Consider the following 25,394-nt stretch of genomic DNA (forward strand, 5'->3'; position numbering starts at 1 on the left):
CCATCGCTTGATGTCTTCTTCCATCTTCACGCTCATCGCCACGTTCCTTCAATTATGACTTGAGCAGGTTTTCACTGGGTCAATACATACCGTTGATGCAGCATATCGGCCCTGCAACAGCGAGCGTACTTTCAGGAAGAGCGCCAAATCAAGCTTCTCTAACCTCGAGCGATCAACACCTCCATCAAATGCCGTCCGAAAGAACTGACACAAAGCATTGAATTCGGCAAGGATGGACGTCGGAGCCCAGGCTGACCTTACGTTCCAAAGGCGTGCGCGCAATGGACGCTCCACGTCACGCCCTACTGGAGGCAAGCGTGCCCAATTTATAAGACTATCTGCATCGAGCCGCCATTGATCTTCATTGATGGAAGCCGATGCGAATTCCTCCGCGCTGGAGATTTGGTCGGTATCAGAAAGGTCTACCTCGTTATCGATCCAATCTAGCTGTTTGCTTTTATTCATTTATCGGATCCTTGTCCTGAAGCGCGAGGATGCGTTTATTCGCCGATTTCGCGATTGCCCGCTTGCCGTAGACCATCGGCATATTCGACTGGTGCGACCAGCCCATCGCATATCGTTGCTGATTTTCCGCTTTCGCCGAGTTGCCCCCGGTGCTTTCGACTAGATCGACCCAGCGGTCATTCCAGTCATGTCGTAACACGTGATGACACAAACTGGTTAGTGAGGGGTATACAGCCCGCAGCCTTTCCACAATCTTTCGATAGCCACGGCCTTCGATCGCATCGCCGTATCTGTTTACGAACACATAAGGATGTCGATGTGCGCGCACCCATTTTTTGCGGTCTTTTCTGTCGATCAACCAGGCACCCATCGCGGCCGCCAATTCTGGGTCTAGATGAAGCAAACGCCCATTCGTTTTTGCCGCAGCAGGATCCAGCCGACGGTCATCCTTATCGTGATATCGCGGGACAATGCACAGTTCTGGCTGCCCGGTGTCGAGATCGATGTCAATCTTCTTCAGGCCACGTATTTCGCCGGACCTTGCACCCAGTTTGTACGCAGTCAAAAGCACGGCGTAATTACGAACCTGATTTCGGGGACTGAACGGATTTCCAGGATCCCCCGGACGAATTACCGTGAGAAACATTTCCCTCTGACCGTCCGTGAGCCCATGCCGCTCGCCATCCACATGGGAATCGTGTCCCCGGCGCTGCGGTGCAACTGTGCGCGCTCGCTTCAGAAAGCGCTCAAAGCTAGTGTTTGCTGATGCTCGTTGGCGGGGATCCGTGATGCGCGATATGACGGGTTCAGCCACCCAACTGACGTAATCCAGGGCGGTCGAATAGCGGACATAGGCGTAATTTGCGCTGACTACAGGTCGGCTGTGATTGGCGCGGGACGGCTCGCGGCAGCGATCGGCCAGTGCAACGAGTTCAGCCTGCGAAAGAAAGTCGTGGCTTGCAGTACGTGCGATCAGGTCAATGTTGCGGCTCGCAAAGAACTGCAGCGCGTGGCCTAAAGCATCGACGCGTTGCCGCATGGAGGTGGGACGCAGACCACGAGCGCGCAATTTCGTCAGACTGTATTCCGTCGTCCCGCGAACCGGAAGGCCGAGCGGATCATCGTGGGTGAGGATTGGGAGCCGCTCACCGTCCTCGAGTTGAACTTCACGGATTGAATAGGGTTTCAATTTGGGCTCCATATCTGGACGCCCTATTTTTGACGGAACACTCAAGTTCCGCTCAGCTTTTTCTCTAACAAAAAAAAATGCCCCGAATATCCACCACCAACCTATTGAATTGATGGAGAAATTCGGGGCAATCTTTACATCCAGTCCTAATATTCCTCCTAGAACGGAATATCGTCGTCCATTTCGTCAAATCCGCCGCCGGCCGGCGCGTTCGAACGTCCACCGCCGCCACCACCGCCGCTGCTCGCGCGCGGCGCACCGCCACCGCCCGACGCACGGCCGCCGCCGCGCTGTTCAGCCGGCTCGCGGCTGTAGCCGCCGTCGTCGCCGCCCATCGACGCGCCGCCGCTGCGGCCGCCTAGCATCTGCATCTGGTCAGCAACGATTTCCGTCGAGTAGCGATCGGTGCCGTCCTGCGCCTGCCACTTGCGCGTGCGGATACGGCCCTCGATGTACACCGACGAACCCTTCTTCAAATACTCCGACACGATCTCGGCCAGGCGGCCGAAGAACGACACGCGGTGCCATTCGGTCATTTCCTTGAAGTCACCTGACGCCTTGTCCTTGTAGCGATCGGTCGTGGCGAGGCGGATATTCGCCACCGCATCGCCGCTCGGCAGATAGCGCACTTCCGGATCGGCACCGAGGTTGCCGACGAGAATGACCTTGTTCACGGATGCCATGAATTTCTCCTGTTGATTCCGTTGCGAGGAGCGGCCGCGCGGCGCACGCATGGCGACTGTCGCCGCTCGCGCGCGGACCGCCTCCGCGAATACTGTTCGACCGATTTCAGGCGCGCTTCGGCGGCGCCTTCATATAGGCCGCGATTATAAGCCAGCACAAGACAAGCCCAGAGCACGTATAGAAGACCGTGCTCGGACCGCCGTGCTTGAGCAGCCAGCCGCCGACCACACCGCCGAGTGCAAGGCCGATCGACTGCGTCGTGTTGTACACGCCCGTCGCAGCGCCCTTGCGCGCACCCGGCGCGAGCTTCGAGACCAGCGACGGTTGCGACGCTTCCAGAATATTGAAACCGAGGAAATAGATGAAGAGCACTGACGCCACGATCGTAAGTGTATGCGACAGCGAGCCGAGCAAAAGCTGGCCAATAAGGATAAGACCGATCGCAGAAACCAGCACCGCCTTCATCTTGCCCCGCTTTTCGGCGGCGATGATGGCCGGGACCATCAGGACGAAGGCGAGGCCCATCACCGGCAGGTAGATCATCCAGTGCGACCTGACCGGGAGGCCCGCATCGACGAGCAGGCGTGGCACGACGAGGAAGAGCGCCGTCTGCGTCGCGTGCAGCACCAGTACGCCGAAATTCAGGCGCAGCAGTTCGACGTTGTGCAGCACCTCAGCGAATGGCGCGCGCACGTGCACGGGCTTCGGTGCGTCGGGCACAACCCAGAGCACGACGCCCACGGCGAGGATCGAGAACACGCCGACGAGCGTGAAGAGTCCGCTCATGCCGACCCAGTGGAACACGACCGGCGCACCCACGATCGCCACTGCGAACGAGACGCCGATCGAGCCGCCGACCATCGCCATGGCCTTGGTGCGGTGCTCTTCGGCGGTGAGGTCGGCGATGAAGGCGAGCACGGCCGACGACACCGCCCCCATGCCCTGAATCACCCGCCCGACGATGATCCACGTGATGTCGTGCCCGAACGCGGCCACGAAGCTGCCGATGGCAAAAATGACGAGGCCCGCGGCGATGACCGGCTTGCGGCCGACCTTGTCGGAAAGCCAGCCGTAGAAGATGTAGAGGAGCGATTGCGTGACGCCATAGGCGCCGAGCGCGACGCCAACGAGCAGCAGGTTGTCACCGCCGGGAATCGTTTTCGCGTAGACCGAAAACACCGGCATGATCATGAAGAGACCCAGCATGCGCAGCGCGAAGATCGCGGCGAGCGACACGGTCGCGCGCAATTCGGGCGCGCTCATGCGTGAGGAAGTGGCGGACGGAATGGACATCGGGAACGTGTTCTGATTGCGCCGCCGCTGTCCGCAGAAGTGGAAGCAGATGAAGGCGGACTTCGTTATTGCCGTAATGGCTTCGTGCTTGACGATCCTGCGACTGTGGCGCCCCCGCGGCCCCGGCGCAACGCGCCTGATAACGCTGGCGCATCCCCGGTACCGTCTTGCAACTGCGCGCGAACGCCCCATCTACGATGCTGGACGGGCAGCCGGCCCTCGCACGCGCTCCGGCCGGCGGCGCATCATCCCCGCAGTGGTCCGCGCAGTGATTCGTGCAATGGCCCGCAGTCGTCCGGCCCAGTGGCCTGAATTCTGCCCGTGGTATGCCTTTCGAGGACCTTCACGGACCGTCAGCAACCCGTAACGGCGGTCTGGAAAAGTCGTTATAGTAGCAGGTTTAGCCTCCCTTTCTCCCGCAGGTTCATGGAACAAATCCGTATCCGTGGGGCCCGAACCCACAACCTGAAAAACGTCAATCTGGACTTGCCGCGCCATAAGCTCGTGGTGATCACCGGGCTGTCGGGTTCGGGCAAGTCCTCGCTGGCGTTCGACACCCTCTATGCAGAGGGCCAGCGGCGCTATGTGGAGAGCCTGTCGGCTTACGCACGCCAGTTTCTGCAACTGATGGAAAAGCCGGACGTCGACCTGATCGAGGGTCTGTCACCCGCTATTTCCATCGAGCAAAAGGCGACGTCGCACAATCCGCGCTCGACGGTCGGCACGGTCACGGAGATTCACGACTACCTGCGTCTTTTGTACGCGCGCGTCGGCACGCCGTACTGCCCCGATCACGAAATCGCGCTCGCTGCACAAAGCGTCTCGCAGATGGTGGACGCCGCGCTAGCGCTGCCCGAAGAGACCAAGCTGATGATCCTCGCCCCCGTGGTCGTAGACCGCAAGGGCGAGCACGCCGAACTCTTCGACGACATGCAGGCCCAGGGCTTCGTGCGCTTCCGGGTGCGCTCGGGCGGCGGCACGGCCAACGAAGGCGCGGCGAAGATCTACGAGGTCGAGTCGCTGCCGAAGCTCAAGAAGAGCGAGCGGCACACCATCGACGTGGTCGTGGATCGCCTGAAAGTGCGCCCCGACATGAAGCAGCGGCTCGCCGAGTCGTTCGAAACGGCGTTGCGTCTCGCGGAAGGCCGCGCGATCGCGCTCGAAATGGATACGGACAAGGAGCACCTCTTCAGTTCGAAGTTCGCGTGCCCGATCTGCTCGTACTCGATCCCGGAACTGGAGCCGCGTCTTTTCTCGTTCAACAACCCGATGGGCGCGTGCCCGGAATGCGACGGCCTCGGCCAGATCACGTTCTTCGATCCGAAGCGCGTGGTCGCGCACCCGTCGCTGTCGCTCGCGGCGGGCGCGGTGAAGGGCTGGGACCGGCGCAACCAGTTCTACTTCCAGATGCTGCAAAGTCTGGCGGTGTTCTACGACTTCGACATCGACACCGCATTCGAGGACCTGCCCGAGAAGGTGCGCAAGATCCTGCTTTACGGCTCGGGCAAGGAGCAGATTCCGTTCTCGTACATGAACGAGCGCGGCCGGACTTCGGTGCGCGAGCACGTGTTCGAAGGGATCATCCCGAACCTCGAGCGCCGCTACCGCGAAACCGATTCGGTTGCCGTGCGCGAGGAGCTCTCGAAGTACCAGAACAATCAGGCCTGCCCGCACTGCGAAGGCACGCGTCTGCGCCGCGAAGCGCGTTTCGTGCGCATCGGCGCGGACGAGCAGGCGCGCGCCATCTACGAGGTGAGCGGCTGGCCGCTGCGCGACACGCTCGGCTACTTCCAGACGCTGCGGCTCGAAGGCTCGAAGCGCGAGATCGCCGACAAGGTGGTCAAGGAGATCGTCGCGCGCCTGATGTTCCTGAACAACGTGGGCCTCGACTATCTCTCGCTCGAACGCAGCGCCGAAACGCTCTCGGGCGGCGAAGCACAGCGCATTCGCCTCGCTTCGCAGATCGGCTCGGGACTGACGGGCGTGATGTACGTGCTCGACGAGCCGTCCATCGGGCTGCATCAGCGCGACAACGACCGGCTCATCGGCACGCTCAAGCATCTGCGCGACCTCGGCAATTCGGTGATCGTCGTCGAACACGACGAGGACATGATCCGCATGGCCGATTATGTCGTCGACATGGGCCCGGGCGCCGGCGTGCACGGCGGCATGGTGATCGCCCAGGGGACGCCGGACGAAGTCGAGCACGATCCGGCGTCTATGACCGGGCAGTACCTCTCGGGCTCGCGTCGCATCGATTACCCTGATGAGCGCAAGGAACCCGACGAGCGCCGCCTGCGCATCGTCGAAGCCCACGGCAACAACCTCAAGCACGTGACCCTCGACCTGCCGGTGGGCCTGCTCACCTGCGTAACGGGCGTCTCGGGCTCGGGCAAGTCCACGCTCATCAACGACACGCTCTACCACGCCGTCGCGCAACATCTGTACGGCTCGTCGGCCCAGCCCGCGCCGTTCGAGGCGATCGAGGGGCTGGATCACTTCGACAAGGTCATCAGCGTCGACCAGTCGCCGATCGGCCGCACGCCGCGCTCGAATCCGGCCACCTACACCGGTCTTTTCACGCCGATCCGCGAGTTGTTCGCGGGCGTGCCGGCAGCCAAGGAGCGCGGCTACGAGTCGGGCCGCTTTTCGTTCAACGTGAAGGGCGGCCGCTGCGAGACCTGCCAGGGCGACGGCGTGCTGAAGGTGGAAATGCACTTTCTGCCGGACGTGTACGTTCCGTGCGACGTCTGCCACGGCAAGCGCTACAACCGCGAGACGCTGGAAGTGCAGTACAAGGGCAAAAATATCAGCGAGGTGCTCGACATGACCGTCGAGCAGGCCTACGAGTTCTTCAAGGCGGTGCCGGTGGTGGCGCGCAAACTGAAGACGCTGCTGGACGTGGGTCTTGGCTATATCCGGCTCGGTCAGTCGGCCACGACGCTCTCAGGCGGCGAGGCACAGCGCGTGAAGCTCTCGCTCGAGCTTTCCAAGCGTGACACCGGCCGCACGCTGTATATACTCGACGAGCCAACGACCGGACTGCATTTCCACGACATCGCGCTCCTGCTGGAGGTGATCCACCGGCTCCGCGATCAGGGCAATACCGTAGTGATCATCGAGCATAATCTCGATGTAATCAAAACCGCCGACTGGATCGTGGACATGGGCCCCGAAGGCGGTGCCGGCGGCGGCCAGATTGTCGCCCAGGGCACGCCGGAGCAGGTCGTGAAGTCGAAGGCGAGCTTTACGGGACGGTATCTGGCGCCGCTGCTCCGGCGGCAGGCGGATGCGCTGGCGGCATCGGCGGGGCAATAAGGCGGTCGCCCGGGGGAACGCGGCAACGCGTGCGGGCAGCATCAGCAATGCAATAAATCTACGGGGAACAGACGTTTCCCCGGGTCTGAATACGGAATACACCTATCATGGTCAAGCGCAGCGAAGCGACCGACGAAAAAGATGTGCGCGACCTCCCGCCGCGGCCGGTCCGGCTGACGAGCAACACGAGTCTGCCGAAACTCCCGGCCGTCGAGATCGGCAGCTACCTGGTAGCCGCCAGCGCGCTATTGGCCGTCCTGTACCTGAACCTGCTCGGCGCACTCCTCGCGGGGATGCTCGTCTACCAGCTAGTCCATATCATCGCGCCGTACATCGAGCGGAGCATGTCGAGCCAGCGTGCGCGGTGGGCGTCCGTCGTGCTGGTATCGATCGTGATCGTGGGGGTGCTGACGGGTCTCACGGTCGGCGTCATCGAGCACTTCGAGGACGACGTGCCGAGCGTCCAGAAGGTCATGTCCCAGATGATGGTGTTCGTCGACCAGGCGCGCGGACACATTCCCGCGGCCGTCGCGGCCTACCTGCCGGTAGACGTCGACCAGTTGAAGGTGAAAGTCGTCGCGCTCATGCACGAGCACGCCGACCAGTTGGGCCAGGGCGGCAAGAACGCCGCGCGCATCTTCGGGCGGATCGTGATCGGCATGATCATCGGCGCCATCGTCGCCATCAGCATGCAGAAGAACGCGCGGCGCCTGCCGCTTTCCAACGCGCTCGTCACGCGCGTGGCGCGATTTGCCGATGCGTTCCGCCGCATCGTCTTCGCCCAGGTGAAAATTTCGGCCATCAACACGGCGTTCACCGGCATCTTCCTCCTGCTCATCCTGCCCATCTTTCACTCGCCGCTGCCGCTCGCGAAGATGCTCGTCGCGGTGACGTTCATAGTTGGCCTGTTGCCCGTGATCGGCAACCTGATCTCGAACACGCTGATCGTCGCCGTGGCTCTCACGGTCGGCCTGCCCGCCGCGATCACCGCGCTCGTCTTCCTCATCGTGATCCACAAGCTCGAATACTTTCTGAATGCGCGGATCGTCGGCGGCCAGATCGAGGCGCGCACGTGGGAGCTGCTCGTCGCAATGCTCGTCATGGAGTCCGCATTCGGCATTCAAGGCGTGATCGCCGCGCCCATCTTCTACGCGTATATCAAGCGGGAGCTGATTTATCTGCGGCTGGTTTGAATGCCGGCACAACAAAAAACCGGCGCCCTTGCGGGAAGCCGGTTTTTTTACGTCTTCAACTTCAACGCAGGGCGCGCGGTCTAGCGGAACACCACCGTCTTGCTGCCGTTGAGCACGATGCGATGCTCGACATGCCACTTCACCGCGCGCGCGAGCGTCACGCACTCCACGTCCCGGCCGATCGCCGTCAGTTGCTCCGGCGTCATGCTGTGGTCGACGCGCTCCACTTCCTGCTCGATGATCGGGCCTTCGTCGAGGTGCGTCGTCACGTAATGCGCGGTCGCGCCGATCAGCTTCACGCCACGGTCGAACGCCTGGTAGTAGGGTTTCGCGCCCTTGAAGCTCGGCAGGAACGAGTGATGGATGTTGATCGCCCGACCTTCGAGCGCGTCGCACAGTTGCGGCGAAAGGATCTGCATGTAGCGCGCGAGCACCACGAGATCGGCGCGCTCGTTATTCACCACTTCGAGTACGCGCGCTTCCTGCGCGGCCTTGTCCGCCGCCGTGCCGCCGAGCAGCGGGAAATGGTGGAACGGAATGTTGTAGCTCGCGGCGAGCTGATAGAAGTCCTTGTGATTCGAAATGATCGCAGGGATCTCGATCGGCAGTTGGCCCGTGCGGTAGCGGAACAGCAGATCGTTCAGGCAGTGCCCGATCTTCGAGACCATGATGACGACGCGCGGTTTCACGTTCGCGTCGTGCAACTCCCAGCGCATGCCGAACGCCTGCGCGAGCGGCGCGAACGCCGCGCGCAACGCTTCGAGACCCGGATCGCCGCCTACCTGCTGGAAGTCGACCCGCATGAAGAACTCGCCCGTATGGCTGTCGCCGAACTGCGCCGAGTCGAGAATGTTGGCGCCGCGCTCGAACAGGAAGCCCGACACGGCATGCACGATGCCCGGACGATCGGCGCACGACAGTTTGAGAATAAAGCTGTGTTCGGTCGACATGACCTTGGTAACTCCCTTCAAATCCCTGGTGTTTCAGTCAGTGGCATTGCTGCGCAAAACCAGCGCCCTTTCACAGCGCAGGCGGTTCGAAAATCTCGCCGATGCCCTCGCACGCATCTTCGTCGATCCAGCGTCGACGCAGCAGACAATCCAGTGTGGCGAGGCTCGCATCCACGGTCATCGCGCCATCTTCGATCCAGCGCGCGACTTCGTCGATGCGCGCGAGCCGGTGCTCGCCGACTTCGCCGTCCTGATTATGCGGAACGAAATCCTCGGGCAACGCGAGATCGTAGACGAAGACCTGCTCGGCCTGCGTGCCCTCGGGCAACGATTGCAGCACGTGCACCGTGCGGCCGGCCTGGGCGTGCTGCGCGATGTCGGCCGGGATACCGGCCTCCTCCCAGCACTCCTTGACGATCGTGGCCTCGATGCCGAAGCCCCAGCCGATGCCGCCCGCGACGACATTGTCGAGCATGCCCGGGTCGGTGGCCTTGGTCTCGCTGCGGCGCGCGATCCATAGCTGCGGCGCGCGAGGCGACGCAGAACGCGCATAGTCTACGACGCCGTTCAGATGCACCGCCCAGGTCATCGTCCCGAAGAAACGCGATGCGGCCCGCTCGATATAGGCGAGCGGCGGCGCATCGAAGGCGTTGCGGATCGCGTAGGTCTCATCGCGCCAGCCCGGAATGCGGCCCTCGGCCGCCAACGCGCCGATCACGGCGCCGAGCGCCGCGCTGCGCGAGGTCAGGTTATCGAACGTGTCGGACATGGCGACGCGCGTTGCCTCGACTTCGAACACGTCGGGCCAGCGCGCAAGCAGCGCCGCGTCGGCCAGGCGGATCCAGCCAACGCGCTCGCCGCCGATCCAGAAGGGCAGATGGGCGCGCACGTCGAATCGGCGCGCGGCGCTGATGCAAGGCAAGGTCATCGTGCAAGGCTCCCGCGAATCCGCTCAGTCGCGCAGCGCGACACGAATGCCGATGGCGATGAACGTGAGGCCCGCGAGGCGGTCGAGCCATACGCCCGCGCGCGGACGGCGCTTGAGCCAGCCGCCGATGGTGCCCGCACACAGGCCGAAGATCGAGAACACCACAACGGTCTGCAGCATGAAGATCAGCCCGAGTTCGAGCATCTGCAGCGTCACGCCCTGCGCGCCGCGCGGATCGACGAACTGCGGCAGGAAGACGACGAAAAAGAGCGTCACCTTCGGGTTCATCATGTTGCCGAGCACGCTCTGGCGAAAAATCGTCCGGAGCGGCTGGCGCTCCCGTTCGCCCGCTGCGGCGAGTCCCTGGCTTCTCAGCGCCTTGATGCCGATCCAGACGAGGTACGCAGCACCCGCGAGCTTCAGGATCTGGAACGCGACGGGCGACGAGCGCAGCAGCGCGGCGATGCCGAGCGCGGCGAGCGTCGTGTGGAATGTCACGCCGGCCGCGAAGCCGAGCGCGGCGACAAGCCCCGCCGCACGGCCTTGCGAAATTCCGCGCGCGAGCACCTGGAGGTTGTCGGGGCCGGGCGCGAAGGTGATGGCGAGCGACGTCGCGAGAAAGAGGGCGAAATTCGGCATGGCGCTAGTATCAGTGGCCGCCGAACGACGTGATCGTGAAAAGCGGCAGGCCCGCATCGGTGAGCAGCTTCGAGCCACCGAGGTCCGGCAGGTCGATGATCGCCGCGCCCTCGACCACCGTCGCGCCAACGCGCTCCAGCAGCAGCTTGCCGGCGAGCATCGTGCCGCCCGTGGCGATCAGGTCATCGACGATCACGACGCGATCGCCCTTGCCGCAGGCGTCTTCGTGAATCTCGACGGTCGATTCGCCGTATTCGAGCTTGTAGGTCTCGGAGACCGTCTTGTAGGGCAGCTTGCCGATCTTGCGGATCGGAATGAAGCCCACGTTCAGCTCATACGCAACGATCGGCCCGATGATGAAGCCGCGCGCATCGAGCCCGGCGATGTAGTCGAGCTTCGCATCGACGTAACGCTCCACGAACAGGTCGATCAATACGCGCAGGCCTTTCGCGTCGCCGATGAGCGGCGTGATGTCGCGGAACTGCACTCCCGGCTGAGGCCAGTCGGGCACCGTACGGATCAGGTTCTTCACGAACTGCGCAGGTTCGGCGCTCGCGTTCGCAGGTGCGTTGGACATGATTTCTCCGGGTGATATCTGGGGTGACTAACTACAAGAAGCGAACGAAAAGCGGCAAAAAAATCAGGTTGCCGGGCCGCCCGGCTCCGGACGCCCGGCCCCCGCTCCGGCCCCGGCACCCGCCTTGCGGTGCCGCGAAAGCCGTTCTTCGGCCTCGGCGAGCTGCTCGGGCAGGCCGCGCAACACGAGAATGTCGTCCTCGCGCAGCTTCGTCGACGGGTCCGGCTCGACGCCGCGAATGCCGTGCCGGCGGATCGCGGTCACCTCGACGCCGAGGTCGTACAGCCCCAGTTCGGCCAGCGTGCGGCCCACGGCGTCGGCGCGCGCGTCGACCGGTACGGATTGTAGCCGCACCTGCTCGTGGCCGTCCTCGTCGACATCGTCGGTGCCGCGGAAGTAGCCGCGCAGCAGGCTGTAGCGTTCATCGCGCAGCTCCTCCACACGCCGCACCACGCGCCGCATCGGCACGCCCATCAGCACCAGCATGTGCGAGGCGAGCATCAGGCTGCCTTCAACGATCTCCGGAATCACCTCGGTCGCGCCCGCCGCCAGCAGGCGTTCGAGATCGGCGTCGTCGACGGTGCGCACGAGCGTCGGCAGCGTCGGTTTCAGTTCGTGGACGTGGTGCAGCACGCGCGTGGCCGATGGCGTGTTTGCGTAAGTGACCGCCACCGCCGCCGCCCGGTGGATACCCGCCGCGACGAGCGACTCGCGCCGCGCCGCGTCGCCGAATACCACCGACTCGCCCGCCGCCGCAGCCGCCGCCACGCGGTCCGGGTCGAGGTCGAGCGCCACGTACGAGAGTCCCTCGTGTTCGAGCATGCGCGCGAGGTTCTGCCCGGCGCGCCCATACCCGCAGATGATCACGTGGCCGCTCTGCTTGATGCTCTGCGTAGCGATGCGCGTCATCTGCAGCGACTGCTGCATCCATTCAGTCGACGACAGGCGCAGCACGATGCGGTCGGCGTTCTGGATCAGGAACGGCGCGGCGAGCATCGAAAGCAGCATCGAAGCGAGGATCACCTGCAGCAGCGTCTGATCGACGAGATGCTCGCTGAGGATGAGGTTCAACAGCACGAAGCCGAATTCGCCGGCCTGCGCGAGGCCTAGACCTGTGCGCATCGAGACGCCCGGCGACGCACCGAAAAGGCGCGTGAGTGCGGTGATCATGACGGCCTTGAGCACGACCGGCCCGATCAGAAACCCCGCCACGAGGAACGGGTGCTGCCAGATCACGTGTGGATCGAGCAGCATGCCCGTGGTCACGAAGAAGAGGCCGAGCAGCACGTCGCGAAACGGCTTGATGTCCTCTTCCACCTGATGCTTGTACGGCGTTTCGGCGATGAGCATGCCCGCGATGAATGCGCCGAGCGCGAGCGAGAGACCGAATTTATCGGTGATGAACGCGGAGCCGATCGTGATGAGCAGCACGTTCAGCACGAACAGTTCCTGAGAGCGGCGCCGTGCGACGACGTGGAGCCAGCGCGTCATGAATTTCTGCCCGACGATCAGCAGCAACGCAAGCGCGACCACGATCTTCACGCCCGCGTAACCGAGCGACTCCACGAGCGACGTCGACGTACCGCCAAATGCCGCAATCACGATGAGCAGCGGCACAACGGCGAGATCCTGGAACAGCAGCACGCCGAGAATGTTGCGGCCGTGCTCCGATTCGAGTTCGAGGCGCTCGGCGAGCATCTTGGTGACGATGGCCGTCGACGACATGGCGAGCGCCCCGCCGAGCGCGACGCACGCCTGCCACGTGATATGCACCCACCGTTCGAGCACGACCCCGAGCAGGAGCGCGATGGCGATGGTTCCGATCACCTGCGACAGCCCGAGCCCGAACACGGCATGCCGCATGGCGCGCAGCTTCGAGAGCGAAAACTCGAGGCCGATCGAGAACATCAGGAACACAACGCCGAACTCGGCCAGATGCTGCGCTCCGTGCGTGTCCGGCACGACGCCGAGCGCGTGCGGCCCGACAAGAATACCGACGGTCAGATAGCCGAGCATCGGCGGCAGATTCAGGGAACGAAACAGCACAACGCCGACCACCGACGCGAGCAGCAGAAACAAGGTCATTTCCAGCGGGGAGATCATCGTGTGAAGCGTCCTCGTGTGTTGCGTTGTATCTGTGGCTGGAGGTTTCTATCGCTGAACCTGAAGGAAACCGGGGTTTGAAACCGGTATGTGAAGCGCAGTATGTGAACCGGTCTCCCGCGTGAGCCGGGTCCATGATCGGCGCGAGGCGAGACAAATGGGAGATGACGGGGAAGCACGGCGAGACCGGGCGGCCTTCGCGCGAACTGTCCGGACGAGCGGTCCGCCGCGGCGCTGCCCGGCTGGGCGCACCGGCGCGGCAAACAAACGCCTTTGCTATACTCCGCGAATGATAGCGAAAATCAATGGCGACCGGGCACTGAAGCTCGCTCGCGACGTGCTCGACATCGAAGCTGACGCCGTGCGCGGGCTTCGCGACCGGCTCGACGACAGCTTCGTCGGCGCGGTCGATCTCATCCTCGGATGCCGCGGCCGTGTGGTCGTATCCGGCATAGGCAAATCGGGCCACATTGGCCGCAAGCTGGCCGCCACACTGGCCTCCACCGGCACTCCCGCGTTCTTCGTCCACCCTGCCGAAGCCAGCCACGGCGACCTCGGCATGGTCACCGCCGACGACGTGTTCGTCGCGCTCTCGAACTCCGGCGAATCGGAGGAGCTGGTCGCGATCCTGCCGCTCGTGAAGCGCATCGGCGCGAAGCTCGTCGCCATGACGGGCCGCCCGCAGTCGACGCTCGGACAGCTCGCGGATGTGCACCTGAATTCCGGTGTCGCGAAGGAAGCTTGCCCGCTGAACCTCGCGCCCACCGCCAGCACGACGGCGGCGCTCGCGCTCGGCGACGCGCTCGCGATCGCGGTGCTCGATGCGCGCGGTTTTGGCGCAGACGACTTCGCACGTTCGCACCCGGGCGGCGCACTCGGCCGACGCCTCTTGACCTATGTGCGCGACGTTATGCGCACGGGCGACCAGGTCCCGGTGGTGCAGGACGACGCAACCGTCCGCGACGCATTGTTCCAGCTCACCGCGAAGCGCATGGGCATGACGGCGATCGCCGACGCCGAGGGCCGCGTGATGGGCATCTTCACCGACGGCGACCTGCGCCGCGTGCTGGAGCGCGACGGCGACTTCCGCGACCTGTCGATCGGATCGGTCATGACGAAGGGTCCGCGCACGATCGGGCCCGATCACCTTGCGATCGAAGCGGTGGAACTGATGGAGCGCCACAGGATCAATCAGATGTTGGTCGTCGATGAAGCGCGCAAACTGATTGGCGCGCTGAACATGCACGACCTCTTTGCGAAGAAGGTGATCTGATTATGGCGGTACCCCAACCCGAAGCGTCCGCACGCGCAACACGCGTGCGACTGATGATTTTCGACGTCGACGGCGTGCTGACCGACGGTGGACTGATGTTCACCGGCTCGGGCGACACGATGAAAGTGTTCAACTCGCTCGACGGCCACGGCGCGAAGCTCCTGCGCGAAGCCGGCATCGACACGGCCATCATCACGGGCCGGCGCTCGGAGATCGTCGCCGTGCGCGCGAAGGAACTGCGCATCACGCATCTGTACCAGGGCGTGGAAGACAAGCGCGTCGCATTCGCGCAGTTGCTCGCCGAAACGGGCACGACGGCCGACGAGTGCGGCTACATGGGCGACGACTGGCCCGACCTCGCGGTGATGCTCCAGTGCGGCTTCGCGGCCGCGCCGGCGAACGCGCATCCCGATGTGCTCGAGCGCGCCCACTGGGTCGCCAGCGCGCGCGGCGGCCATGGCGCCGTGCGCGAAGTCACTGATCTGATCCTGCGTGCGCAGGGCCGCTACGACGCGTTGCTCGCGGCGGCCTGTGCGCCGCATGCGGGGCAGTGATGAACGAGCCGAAGTTCCGCCTGACGTCGCTTGTACCGCTGGTCTGCATGGCCGCACTTGCGGGCTTCACCTGGTGGCTGCTGCAGGCGATCCAGCCGCACGAGAAAGAGGCGCCGCAGCATCAGATTACGCACACGCCGGACTACTTCGCGGACGCCTTTTCGGTATCCGAGCTCGACCAGTCCGGCGCGACACAATACCGCCTCACGGCCACGCACATGGTCCACTACGAGGATGACTCGAGCAGCGAGCTGACGATGCCGGCGGTGCGGGCATTCCAGCCCGGCAAGCCGACCGTGACGGCCACGGGCCTGCGCGGCAAGGTGAACGCCGACGCCTCGATCGTCGATCTCTACGACACCGCTCGCATCGTGCGCGCGGCCGGCGACGGCAACCCCGAGATGCAGGCCGATTCCGAGCATTTCCGCGTGCTCGTGAACGACGACGTGATCGAGACCGAAAAGCCGGTTAAACTTCGTCGCGGCCAGTCGGTCATGACAGCCACCGACGGCATGAATTACAACAACGTGAGCCGGGTCATCCAGCTCCACGGTAACGTCCGTGGCGCGATTGCCCCGGCTGATTCCGGCGGCTCTTCCTGAGCCCCGGGCCGCCCACGCAAGGCTCGATTGCATGAACGAATCGCTTCCCCGTCCTCTGTCCGGCGTGTTGCGCGCGCATTTAGCCGCACCCTTGGCCGCACCACGCGCGAGGCGCGTGCGCGGTGCCCTGCTCGGCGCACTGATCGCGCTCGCGGCGGCGCTGCCGCTTGCCGGCTTCGCGCCCGCCGCGCACGCCGAACGCGCCGACAAGGACAAGCCGCTCAACATTGAAGCGGACAACATGACCTACGACGATCTGAAGCAGCAGACCGTCTTCACCGGCCACGTCGTCGCCACGAAGGGCACGATCCTGATCAAGGCCGACAAGCTCGTCGTCACCCAGGACCCGCAGGGCTACCAGTTTGCGACCGGCACGGTATCGCCCGGCGCCACCACGCTCGCCTTCTTCCGCCAGAAGCGTGAAGGCCTCGACGAATACATCGACGGCACCGCAGAGCGCATCGACTACGACGGCAAACAGGATCTCACCACGCTCACGACGCGCGCCACGGTGCGCCGACTGCAAGGGCTCTCGACCGTGATGGATCAGGTCCACGGCAGCGTCATCACATACGACGGCCAGAACGACTTCTATACGGCGAAATCGGGCATGGACGTCGCGGGCCCCGGCAATCCGGCTGGTCGCGTGCGCGCGATGCTCTCTCCGCGCAGCGGTGGCGGACAGCCGCTCACCGGCGCCCCGGCTACGCTCGCGCCATCGGCCACGCTGAAGGAAGCGCCGCAACAATGAACACCGTGACCCTTCCCCAAAGCCACGGCCGGCAACTCGCTGGCAAGACCAGTTCGCTCGTCGTGCGCAACCTGAAGAAGCGCTACGGCTCGCGCACTGTCGTCAAGGACGTCTCGCTCGACGTGAAGAGTGGCGAAGTGGTCGGATTGCTCGGCCCGAACGGCGCGGGCAAAACCACATCGTTTTACATGATCGTGGGCCTCATTCCGCTCGACGCAGGCGAAATCGACCTCGACGGCCAGTCGATCAGCCTCCTGCCGATCCACAAGCGCGCATCACTCGGGCTTTCGTATCTGCCGCAGGAAGCGTCGGTGTTCCGCAAGCTCACGGTCGAAGAGAACATCCGCGCGGTGCTGGAACTGCAGGTGGACGGTGACGGCAAACGTCTGTCGAAAGACGTCATGACCGAACGCGCCGAAGCGCTGCTCGACGAACTGCAGATCGCGCATCTGCGCGAGAACCCGGCGCTCTCGCTGTCGGGCGGTGAGCGGCGCCGCGTCGAAATCGCACGAGCCCTCGCCACCGACCCGAGCTTCATTCTGCTCGACGAACCGTTCGCGGGCGTCGACCCGATCGCCGTGCTGGAAATCCAGAAGATCGTGAAGTTCCTGAAGCAGCGCAACATCGGCGTCCTGATCACGGACCACAACGTGCGCGAGACGCTCGGCATCTGCGACCACGCGTACATCATCAGCGACGGTTCCGTGCTCGCGGCCGGCGCACCGGGCGACATCATCGAAAACGAAAACGTGCGTCGCGTCTATCTCGGCGAACACTTCCGCATGTAAGTCTCACCCGGGCGCGTCACGCGCGCCCGGGCAGTGCGGCCTGGTGCCGCGCGCTTCTGCTTCTCCCCTTATCGTCTTCTCACCGGCCAGACCAGGCGGTCCGGCCATGCGTCCGCTTGTAGCAGGGTGGTTGGGAGCTCGTCGTGGCTTGTGGCAAATGCCCGCGAAGCGTCGCAAAACGTCCTGAAAACACCGTTGCTGGCGTACCGCCTCGCGGCTCCATTCGGGTGCAGATCTGCACGTCAATTTGAGGGCCGCACCAGCGCTGGGCACGCGCTTTTTTGCCTGGGCGGCGTGGTATCGCGCGCGTGGCAAACTCTTTACAATGAATCGCAGACCGCCATGAAAGCCAGCCTCCAACTCCGCCTCTCGCAGCATCTTGCGCTGACACCACAACTGCAACAGTCCATCCGGCTGCTGCAGTTGTCGACGCTTGAACTGCAGCAGGAGGTTGCGACGGCGATCGCCCAGAATCCGCTGCTCGAGAACGAGGACGACTGGATCGCGAGCCCGTTGCGCGTTGCCGCCGACGGCTCACTGATCGCGCAGCCGCCGCAGCCTTCCAGCGAGTCGATCCAGGGTTCGGGCGCGAGCACGGCGCCGACATCGTCTTCGAACGGCAGCGAGGGGGGCGACGGCGAGCCGCAGAGCGCCGACGAATACGACGGCCTCAGTGCCGAAGCGAACGGCGACGCGAGCCAGTGGAACCTCGAGGACTACGGCCGCCCCGGCGGCGCCTCCGACGACGACGACCTGCCGCCGCTTCAGATCCACGAATCCACCACCACGCTGCGCGATCACCTGATGGCGCAATTGTGCGTGACGCAGGCGAGCCCGCGCGATCGCGCGCTCATCACGTTCCTGATCGAATCGCTCGACGACGACGGCTACCTGAGCGCGACCAGCGACGAAATTCTTGCCGATATCCCCGAAGAGTTCGAAGTCGACGCCGACGAACTGAACGCCGCGCTCGCGCTGCTGCATAGCTTCGATCCGGCGGGCGTCGGCGCGCGCTCGGCGTCGGAGTGCCTGAAGCTCCAGTTGATGCGCGTCAATTCGTCGCCAACTCGCACGCTCGCGCTGGAGATCGTGTCAAAGCATCTGGAGTTGCTCGCTGCACGCGATTTCACGCGGTTGCGCAAGCAACTGAAAACGGGTGACGACGAACTGCGCGAAGCGCATGCGCTGATCCGCTCGCTGGAACCCTTTCCGGGTGCTGCCTACGGCAAGGCCGAGGCGGACTACGTGGTGCCGGACATCATCGTCAAGAAGACGGGACAGAGCTGGCACGCGGAACTCAACCCCGAGGTGGTGCCGAAGCTGCGTATCAACCATCTGTACGCGAACATCCTGCGCAACAACCGCGGGGATCCGGGCAGTGGGTCGCTGCGTCAGCAACTGCAGGAAGCGCGCTGGTTGATCAAGAACATCCAGCAACGTTTCGAAACGATCCTGCGTGTGGCACAGGCTATTGTCGAGCGGCAGAAGAACTTTTTTGTGCACGGCGAAATCGCCATGCGCCCCTTGGTTTTGAGGGAGATTGCTGATACGCTGGGCCTACACGAATCAACTGTCTCGCGTGTGACAACCGGTAAATACATGCTGACTCCATTCGGGACACTTGAATTTAAGTACTTCTTCGGATCGCACGTATCAACCGACACAGGAGGCGCGGCGTCATCAACAGCCATCCGCGCACTCATCAAACAACTGATAGGAGTCGAGAACCCCAAATCTCCTCTTTCAGACAGCCGCATAGCCGAACTGCTGGCGGAACAGGGCTTCGTAGTTGCGCGACGTACCGTCGCCAAGTACCGCGAGGCGCTGAAGATTCCGGCAGTCAATCTGCGCAAGTCTCTTTAGCCTTTTGCCGGGTGTGCCGGCATGGGCGTTTTCCGGCCGCGGCGCCAGTTGGCGGCGATGGCCGGCCGAGGTAGTCCGCCGCGCCGGCCTTTCGGGGAAGCTGCACGCGGTCCAACCAGTCGACCGGCATCACCGCTCTTCACGCGCCAGGCGGCCAATAGCCTGGAGAAGCACTATGAATCTTAAGATCAGTGGACACCATCTCGAAGTAACGCCTGCTTTGCGAGAATACGTGATCACCAAACTGGACAGGGTGCTAAGACATTTCGATCAGGTAATCGATGGCAATGTGGTCCTCTCGGTCGACAACTACAAGGAAAAGGATAAGAGACAGAAGGTTGAAGTGAACCTTCATCTGAAAGGCAAGGACATTTTTGTGGAAAGCGCGAACGGCGACATGTACGCGGCAATCGACCTCCTCGTCGACAAGCTCGACCGCCAGGTCGTCCGCCACAAGGACAGGGTGCAAGGTCATCAGCACGATGCGCTGAAACACCAACCCGCTCCCATTGTCGAAGAAGTCCCGCCGCAATGATGTCCGCGGTCCTCACGCGGTTCTGATGAAGGACCGGTGATCGGACCCTCAGAACAAGCCGCCCTACCCCGGGCGGCTTTTTTCAGACCCGCGAGAACATCGAATCGGTCAACCCGGTGCACCCGGGCGACAAAACGGTGCATTCATGCATGGCGCATCGCACCATCGGCCCGTACGCATGTTCTATAATGGTCCAGTCGTATTCGGGGCGTGACGCCCCCACGGCCCCGGCGCCGGCTTCGTCGCGAGAAGCATATCTGCCAGAAGCGGCACGCGGCAGGGCGTCGGATTTCGCGTCACTTGCCGGGGTGAGGAGCATTCAGGCCACGTTTTCGCCTGCCAATATGAATCGTTTAGCCAAAATACTTCCCATCGAGAACGTGGTCGTCGGCCTGTCCGTTACCAGCAAGAAACGCGTCTTCGAACAAGCTGGCCTGATCTTCGAAAACCAGAACGGCATTGCCCGCAGCACCGTCACCGACAATCTTTTCGCGCGCGAACGTCTAGGCTCCACGGGCCTCGGCGAAGGGGTCGCTATTCCGCACGGCCGCATCAAAGGCCTGAAGCAACCGCTGGCCGCCTTCGTGCGCCTGGCCGAGCCAATCCCGTTCGAAGCGCCCGACGGTCAGCCCGTCTCGCTCCTCATCTTTCTGCTGGTGCCCGAGCAGGCCACGCAACAGCACCTTGAAATCCTGTCCGAGATCGCACAACTGCTGTCAGACCGCGAAACGCGCGAGCGTCTGCACACGGAACAGGACGGTGAAACGTTGCATCGCCTGCTTACACAGTGGCAACCTTGATCTAACGCGCTGCCCTCTGGCGTTGCCTCGCGTGAGACGCGCCCAGGTGGCGCTTTCGCAGGCCATGCCGGCGAGCGTGCGGCAGTCGCGCCCGAACAGCGGCCGCGTCGGCTGAAGCCGTCGCGGACCATAACGGAGTCACTCGCGGAGTCACCGACTCATGGACACTTCCAGCATCAACGCCCAAAGCATCTTCGACGACAACGCCACCACGCTGAAGCTCAGCTGGCTGACGGGGCACGAAGGCTGGGAACGCGGCTTTTCCGCCGAGACCGTGGCGACGGCCACGGCGAGCGCGGACCTCGTCGGCCACCTGAACCTGATTCACCCGAACCGTATCCAGGTGCTGGGCGAAGCCGAAGTCCAGTACTACCAGCGCCAGACCGACGAAGACCGCTCGCGGCACATGGCCGAGCTGATCGCCCTCGAACCGCCGTTTCTCGTCGTCGCCGACGGCATGGCCGCGCCGCCCGAACTCGTCCTGCGCTGTACGCGCTCATCCACGCCGCTCTTCACGACGCCGATGTCGGCGGCAACCGTCATCGACAGCCTGCGCCTCTACATGTCACGCATCCTCGCGCCGCGCGCGACGCTGCACGGCGTGTTCCTCGATATCCTCGGCATGGGCGTGCTGCTCACCGGCGACTCGGGTCTCGGCAAGAGCGAACTGGGCCTTGAGCTCATCAGTCGCGGCCACGGCCTCGTCGCGGACGACGCCGTCGATTTCGTGCGCCTCGGGCCCGATTTCGTCGAGGGCCGCTGCCCACCGCTGTTGCAGAACCTCCTCGAAGTGCGCGGCCTCGGTCTGCTCGACATCAAGACGATCTTCGGTGAGACCGCCGTGCGGCGGAAGATGAAGCTCAAGCTCATCGTGCAACTTGTGCGCCGCCCGGACGGCGAATTCCAGCGCCTGCCGCTCGAAAGCCAGACGGTAGACGTGCTCGGACTGCCGATCAGCAAGGTCACGATCCAGGTGGCGGCGGGCCGCAACCTCGCAGTGCTCGTCGAAGCCGCTGTGCGCAACACGATCCTGCAACTGCGCGGCATCGACACGTTGCGCGACTTCATGGACCGCCAGCGCCTCGCGATGCAGGACCCCGATAGCCAGTTTCCCGGCAAGCTGATCTGACGCACGACGCGTCACGGCGCGCTCGCGTTTCGGGCCGTCCGGCACGCTTCTGGCGTGCATCCGCTGCGCTTATGGCGCTACACACGATACGTCCGGTGTGCCATCATCGCCGGGTGGGTCCAATGCTATGATGACCTAATCGGATCTATCTGCCTCTCCATGCGAATCATCCTGATTTCTGGCATCTCGGGTTCTGGCAAGTCCGTAGCGCTCAACGCGCTCGAAGACGTCGGCTACTTCTGCGTCGACAACCTGCCGCCGCGCTTTCTGCCGCAACTCGCGCAATATCTCACCGACGACGGCTACGAACGCCTCGCCGTCGCGATCGATGTGCGCTCGAGCGCGTCGTTCGACGACATACCGCAGATGATCCGCGACCTCGCGCGTGAGCACGACGTGCGCCTGCTGTTCCTCAACGCGAGCACGCCGTCGCTGATCCAGCGCTTCTCGGAGACGCGCCGTCGCCACCCGCTCTCCGGCTCCGCGGCGCACGACGCAAACGTTGGCATGCTGAAGTCGCTCGAAGAGGCCATCGAACACGAACGCGAACTCGTGTCGAATCTCGCCGAGTTCGGCCACCAGATCGACACGAGCAATCTGAGCGCGAATGCGCTGCGCGCGTGGGTGAAGGCGTTCGTCGAAGGCGAGCGCGGCTCGCTCACGCTCACGTTCGAATCGTTCGGCTTCAAGCGCGGCGTGCCGCTCGACGCGGACTTCGTGTTCGACGTGCGCACGCTGCCCAATCCGCACTACGACAGCCGTCTGCGCCCGCTGACGGGCCTCGACCAACCCGTGATCGACTTCCTTCGCGCGCAACCGGCCGTCCATGAAATGATCGACGACATCTACACGTTCGTGGCCAAGTGGCTGCCGCATTTCCGCGCGGACAACCGCAGCTATCTCACCGTCGCGATCGGCTGCACCGGCGGTCAGCATCGCTCGGTCCATATCGCCCAGACGCTCGCGACGCGCTTCACGGGCGAATCGAACGTGATCGTGCGTCACCGCGATGCACCGCTCGACGTCGGAGAGTCAGCCCGGCTAATCGCCTAACCGGCCGCATCGCGCGGCCTTAACCGAAAGCGTTGCGCCATGTCCTCGTCTCCTGCCGTGCTCTCCGGTTTGCCGCTCTTTCCGTTGCATACCGTGCTCTTTCCGGGCGGCCTCCTGCCGCTGAAGATCTTCGAAGCGCGTTACCTGGACATGGCAAGCGAATGCTTGCGCGAAAAAACGCCGTTCGGCGTGTGCCTGCTCAAGAGCGGCGCCGAAGTCGTGCAACACGACGAACCGGCTGTGCCCGAGACCATCGGCTGTCTCGCGGAGATCGAGCAATGTGACGTCGAGGCATTCGGCATGATGCTGATCCGCGCGCACGGTACGCGGCGCTTCAGGTTACTTTCGCATCACGTTGAAGCCGACGGCCTGCTCGTCGGCGTAGCCGAGCTGCTGCCCGACGATATTCCGCTCGAAGGCGGCGAGCGGCTCGCGCGATTCGGCGCATGTTCGGAGGTGCTGGAGCGCATCATCGCGACGATCCGCGAACGCGATCCGGCCAGCGTGCCGTTCGGAGAGCCGTTCCGCTTCGACGATCCCTCGTGGGTGTCGAACCGCCTCGCGGAAGTCCTGCCGATTGCGCTGCGCGCCCGCCAGAAGCTCATGGAGTTGCCCGACGCGGGCGCGCGCCTCGACGTCGTGCATCACTACATGCAGCAGCATCAACTGCTGTGATTCGTTCTACCCGCGCGCATCAGATCAGCGAACCGCGCAACCCGTCGAGCAACTTGCGCACCGGCGCAGGCACACCATAAGCGTCGATCTCGCGCAGCGCGACCCACGCGGTTTCCCCGTCGGCCAGTTCGAGTGCAGGCGTTGCGTTGACCGCGCGTGCGACTTCGATCACGCGTGGCTCGATATCGAGCTTGAAGTGCGTGAACGTATGCGAGAACGGCGCCAGCGGCAAGACAGCGCCGCTAGCACCGAATGACTGTGCCCGATCCACGACTGCCGCTTCGTCGGTGGCTTCGGGCAGGCTCCAGAGCCCTCCCCAGATACCGGTCGGCGGGCGCTTTTCCAGCATGACTGCGTCGCCGTCGAGCAGCACGAGCATCCACGTGCGGCGCGTGGGCACCGCCTTCTTCGGGCGCGCTGCGGGCAGTTCGCGCTGGCGGCCCGTCGTGTTCGCGACGCAGTCCGCCGCGAACGGACAGCGAGCGCAATCGGGCTTGCCGCGCACGCATAAGGTCGCGCCGAGATCCATCAGTCCTTGCGTATAGCCGCTCACGTCCGCATCGCTTGCGCTCGCGTCGGGCACGATCGATCCGGCAAGCGCCCACATCGCGTTCTCCACGCGCTTCTCGCCCGGGAAGCCTTCCACGCCGAACACTCGCGCAAGCACGCGCTTCACGTTGCCGTCGAGGATCGTCGCGCGCGCACCGAACGCGAACGACGCAATCGCCGCCGCAGTCGAACGGCCGATCCCGGGCAGTTCCGCAAGCGCGTCGACTGTCGACGGGAATCGCCCGCCGTGCTCATTCGCAACGACCTGGGCACAACGATGCAGATTGCGTGCGCGCGTGTAGTAGCCGAGCCCTGCCCAGAGCGCCATCACGTCGTCGAGCGGCGCGGCTGCGAGGGCCTCGACGGTGGGAAAGCGCTCGAGAAAGCGCGCGTAATACGGAATCACGGTGCTGACCTGCGTCTGCTGCAACATGATCTCCGAAAGCCAGATGCGATAGGCATCGCGCGTGTTCTGCCAGGGCAGATCGTGGCGGCCGTGCTCGCGTTGCCACTCGATGAGACGTGGTGCGAAGCTCGCGAGCAGCTCGGTTGCGTAGGTGCCGGAAAGCGCGCCGTCGGGTAACGCGCCGGTGGTAGGCGAAGAGACGTACATGGAGATACCGGTAATCAGCGCTGGCAGCGCGGACAGAAATAAGTGGATCGTTGGCCCTGCACGATCTGCCTGATCGGCGTACCGCACACACGGCACGGTTGACCCGCACGGTCGTACACGAAATATTCGAGCTGAAAATAGCCGCTCTCGCCATTACTGCCGACGAAGTCGCGCAACGTGCTGCCGCCCTTCTCGATCGCCGACGCGAGCACGGCGCGCACGGCATCGGCCAGCAGTTCGTAACGCGCGAGCGACACGCGGCCCGCCGCGGTGGTCGGACGAATACCCGCGCGAAAAAGGCTCTCCGACGCATAAATATTGCCCACGCCCACCACGATATCGCCCGCCAGCAGCGCCTGTTTGACGGAGACCTTGCGGCCGCGCGTCTCGCGGTAGAACAGCGCGCCGTCGAAGGCGGGTGCGAACGGCTCGATGCCCAGATTCGCGAGCAACGGATGGCCGAGAACGTCGCCCGCCTCGCGCGGATGCCAGAGCACTGCACCGAAGCGGCGCGGGTCGCGAAAGCGCAGCGTGAAGTCGTCGAAGAGCCAGTCGACGTGATCGTGCTTCTGGGCGGCAGGCGGCTTCGGGACATTACGTAGCACACGCAACGTCCCGGTCATGCCGAGGTGCACGATGAACCAGCCCTCGTCGACCTCGAACAGCAGGTATTTCCCACGGCGACCCACCGAACGGATGGTCCGGCCGCGCAGCGTGCGCGCGAGCGCTTCCGGAACGGGCCAGCGCAACGCCGGGTTGCGCACGTCCACGCGCTCGACGCGACGGCCCGCAACCCAGGGCTCGATACCCCGGCGGGTGACCTCAACTTCTGGCAGTTCTGGCATGTCTGACGCCTTGAACGGGGCGTAA

Annotated in this window: 24 protein-coding genes; 13 read left to right on the forward strand and 11 right to left on the reverse strand. The window is 63.9% G+C overall.

Annotated elements, in window-relative coordinates; all coding sequences use genetic code 11:
* Window positions 1-48: 48 nt before the first annotated feature.
* The 4 genes from D1Y85_RS16930 to D1Y85_RS16945 form a co-directional block, all read right to left on the reverse strand.
* Window positions 49-465: a hypothetical protein gene (locus D1Y85_RS16930; protein ID WP_124152235.1), complete on the reverse strand. Its 417-nt coding sequence runs from the start codon at window positions 463-465 to the stop codon at window positions 49-51.
* Window positions 458-1,654 carry a site-specific integrase gene (locus D1Y85_RS16935; protein ID WP_185219024.1) on the reverse strand — a complete coding sequence of 399 codons (1,197 nt, stop codon included), beginning with the start codon at window positions 1,652-1,654 and terminating at the stop codon, window positions 458-460. The genes D1Y85_RS16930 and D1Y85_RS16935 overlap by 8 nt, the downstream gene beginning before the upstream one ends.
* A gap of 158 nt (window positions 1,655-1,812) precedes the next feature.
* Complete coding sequence (locus D1Y85_RS16940; RefSeq protein ID WP_124152237.1) at window positions 1,813-2,337, reverse strand: single-stranded DNA-binding protein; 525 nt, start codon at window positions 2,335-2,337, stop codon at window positions 1,813-1,815.
* 106 nt (window positions 2,338-2,443) lie between these two features.
* On the reverse strand, window positions 2,444-3,601 hold the full coding sequence (locus D1Y85_RS16945) for an MFS transporter (protein WP_185219029.1): 1,158 nt from the start codon (window positions 3,599-3,601) through the stop codon (window positions 2,444-2,446).
* A 456-nt stretch (window positions 3,602-4,057) separates the two neighbouring features.
* On the opposite strand from D1Y85_RS16945, the gene uvrA reads away from it, so the two are divergent.
* Window positions 4,058-6,949, forward strand: a complete 2,892-nt coding sequence (gene uvrA, locus D1Y85_RS16950; RefSeq protein WP_124152239.1) for an excinuclease ABC subunit UvrA — start codon at window positions 4,058-4,060, stop codon at window positions 6,947-6,949.
* Window positions 6,950-7,056: 107 nt separating this feature from the next.
* Window positions 7,057-8,142 carry an AI-2E family transporter gene (locus D1Y85_RS16955; protein ID WP_124152240.1) on the forward strand — a complete coding sequence of 362 codons (1,086 nt, stop codon included), beginning with the start codon at window positions 7,057-7,059 and terminating at the stop codon, window positions 8,140-8,142.
* Window positions 8,143-8,222: 80 nt separating this feature from the next.
* Here D1Y85_RS16955 and purU read toward each other — a convergent pair whose 3' ends face one another.
* The 5 genes from purU to D1Y85_RS16980 all read right to left on the reverse strand — a co-directional run bounded on the left by purU (window position 8,223) and on the right by D1Y85_RS16980 (window position 13,339).
* Window positions 8,223-9,092 carry a formyltetrahydrofolate deformylase gene (gene purU, locus D1Y85_RS16960; protein ID WP_124152241.1) on the reverse strand — a complete coding sequence of 290 codons (870 nt, stop codon included), beginning with the start codon at window positions 9,090-9,092 and terminating at the stop codon, window positions 8,223-8,225.
* A gap of 70 nt (window positions 9,093-9,162) precedes the next feature.
* The gene (locus D1Y85_RS16965) at window positions 9,163-10,020 is read right to left on the reverse strand and encodes an NUDIX hydrolase (RefSeq protein WP_124152242.1); all 858 of its coding nucleotides are present in this window, start codon (window positions 10,018-10,020) and stop codon (window positions 9,163-9,165) included.
* Window positions 10,021-10,044: 24 nt separating this feature from the next.
* Window positions 10,045-10,659 carry a LysE family translocator gene (locus D1Y85_RS16970; RefSeq protein WP_124152243.1) on the reverse strand — a complete coding sequence of 205 codons (615 nt, stop codon included), beginning with the start codon at window positions 10,657-10,659 and terminating at the stop codon, window positions 10,045-10,047.
* 10 nt (window positions 10,660-10,669) lie between these two features.
* Window positions 10,670-11,236 carry an adenine phosphoribosyltransferase gene (locus D1Y85_RS16975; RefSeq protein WP_124152244.1) on the reverse strand — a complete coding sequence of 189 codons (567 nt, stop codon included), beginning with the start codon at window positions 11,234-11,236 and terminating at the stop codon, window positions 10,670-10,672.
* 63 nt (window positions 11,237-11,299) lie between these two features.
* A complete protein-coding gene (locus D1Y85_RS16980; RefSeq protein WP_124152245.1) occupies window positions 11,300-13,339 on the reverse strand; it encodes a monovalent cation:proton antiporter family protein in 2,040 nt (679 codons plus the stop codon).
* Window positions 13,340-13,628: 289 nt separating this feature from the next.
* Here D1Y85_RS16980 and kdsD point away from each other — a divergent pair, with 289 nt between their 5' ends.
* From kdsD to D1Y85_RS17035, 11 genes are all read left to right on the forward strand, one after another.
* Window positions 13,629-14,612: an arabinose 5-phosphate isomerase KdsD gene (gene kdsD / locus D1Y85_RS16985; RefSeq protein WP_124152246.1), complete on the forward strand. Its 984-nt coding sequence runs from the start codon at window positions 13,629-13,631 to the stop codon at window positions 14,610-14,612.
* 2 nt (window positions 14,613-14,614) lie between these two features.
* On the forward strand, window positions 14,615-15,166 hold the full coding sequence (locus D1Y85_RS16990) for a KdsC family phosphatase (protein WP_124152247.1): 552 nt from the start codon (window positions 14,615-14,617) through the stop codon (window positions 15,164-15,166).
* Complete coding sequence (gene lptC, locus D1Y85_RS16995) at window positions 15,166-15,768, forward strand: LPS export ABC transporter periplasmic protein LptC (RefSeq protein ID WP_124152248.1); 603 nt, start codon at window positions 15,166-15,168, stop codon at window positions 15,766-15,768. Before D1Y85_RS16990 ends, lptC begins: the two co-directional genes overlap by 1 nt.
* A gap of 31 nt (window positions 15,769-15,799) precedes the next feature.
* Window positions 15,800-16,519, forward strand: a complete 720-nt coding sequence (gene lptA, locus D1Y85_RS17000; protein ID WP_124152249.1) for a lipopolysaccharide transport periplasmic protein LptA — start codon at window positions 15,800-15,802, stop codon at window positions 16,517-16,519.
* A complete protein-coding gene (gene lptB / locus D1Y85_RS17005) occupies window positions 16,516-17,307 on the forward strand; it encodes an LPS export ABC transporter ATP-binding protein (RefSeq protein ID WP_124152250.1) in 792 nt (263 codons plus the stop codon). The genes lptA and lptB overlap by 4 nt, the downstream gene beginning before the upstream one ends.
* 342 nt (window positions 17,308-17,649) lie before the next feature.
* Window positions 17,650-19,170: an RNA polymerase factor sigma-54 gene (locus D1Y85_RS17010; RefSeq protein ID WP_124152251.1), complete on the forward strand. Its 1,521-nt coding sequence runs from the start codon at window positions 17,650-17,652 to the stop codon at window positions 19,168-19,170.
* Between the two features lie 175 nt (window positions 19,171-19,345).
* Window positions 19,346-19,705: a ribosome hibernation-promoting factor, HPF/YfiA family gene (hpf, locus tag D1Y85_RS17015; RefSeq protein WP_124152252.1), complete on the forward strand. Its 360-nt coding sequence runs from the start codon at window positions 19,346-19,348 to the stop codon at window positions 19,703-19,705.
* Between the two features lie 344 nt (window positions 19,706-20,049).
* Window positions 20,050-20,505, forward strand: coding sequence for a PTS IIA-like nitrogen regulatory protein PtsN (ptsN, locus tag D1Y85_RS17020; RefSeq protein WP_124152409.1), 456 nt, complete (start codon window positions 20,050-20,052; stop codon window positions 20,503-20,505).
* Between the two features lie 160 nt (window positions 20,506-20,665).
* The gene (gene hprK / locus D1Y85_RS17025; RefSeq protein ID WP_124152253.1) at window positions 20,666-21,634 is read left to right on the forward strand and encodes an HPr(Ser) kinase/phosphatase; all 969 of its coding nucleotides are present in this window, start codon (window positions 20,666-20,668) and stop codon (window positions 21,632-21,634) included.
* A gap of 159 nt (window positions 21,635-21,793) precedes the next feature.
* Window positions 21,794-22,687: an RNase adapter RapZ gene (rapZ, locus tag D1Y85_RS17030; RefSeq protein WP_124152254.1), complete on the forward strand. Its 894-nt coding sequence runs from the start codon at window positions 21,794-21,796 to the stop codon at window positions 22,685-22,687.
* 39 nt (window positions 22,688-22,726) lie between these two features.
* Window positions 22,727-23,362 (forward strand): LON peptidase substrate-binding domain-containing protein, encoded by a 636-nt coding sequence (locus D1Y85_RS17035; protein ID WP_124152255.1) that lies wholly within the window; start codon window positions 22,727-22,729, stop codon window positions 23,360-23,362.
* Between the two features lie 19 nt (window positions 23,363-23,381).
* Here the strand turns inward: D1Y85_RS17035 and mutY are convergent, their stop codons facing one another.
* Together mutY and mutM are read right to left on the reverse strand one after the other, a co-directional pair.
* Window positions 23,382-24,524 carry an A/G-specific adenine glycosylase gene (mutY, locus tag D1Y85_RS17040; protein ID WP_124152256.1) on the reverse strand — a complete coding sequence of 381 codons (1,143 nt, stop codon included), beginning with the start codon at window positions 24,522-24,524 and terminating at the stop codon, window positions 23,382-23,384.
* Between the two features lie 14 nt (window positions 24,525-24,538).
* A complete protein-coding gene (gene mutM / locus D1Y85_RS17045; protein WP_124152257.1) occupies window positions 24,539-25,369 on the reverse strand; it encodes a bifunctional DNA-formamidopyrimidine glycosylase/DNA-(apurinic or apyrimidinic site) lyase in 831 nt (276 codons plus the stop codon).
* Window positions 25,370-25,394: the final 25 nt, after the last annotated feature.

Origin of the sequence: Paraburkholderia dinghuensis (assembly GCF_003837865.1) — a bacterium.
In the GTDB taxonomy this organism is placed as follows: Bacteria; Pseudomonadota; Gammaproteobacteria; order Burkholderiales; family Burkholderiaceae; genus Paraburkholderia; species Paraburkholderia dinghuensis.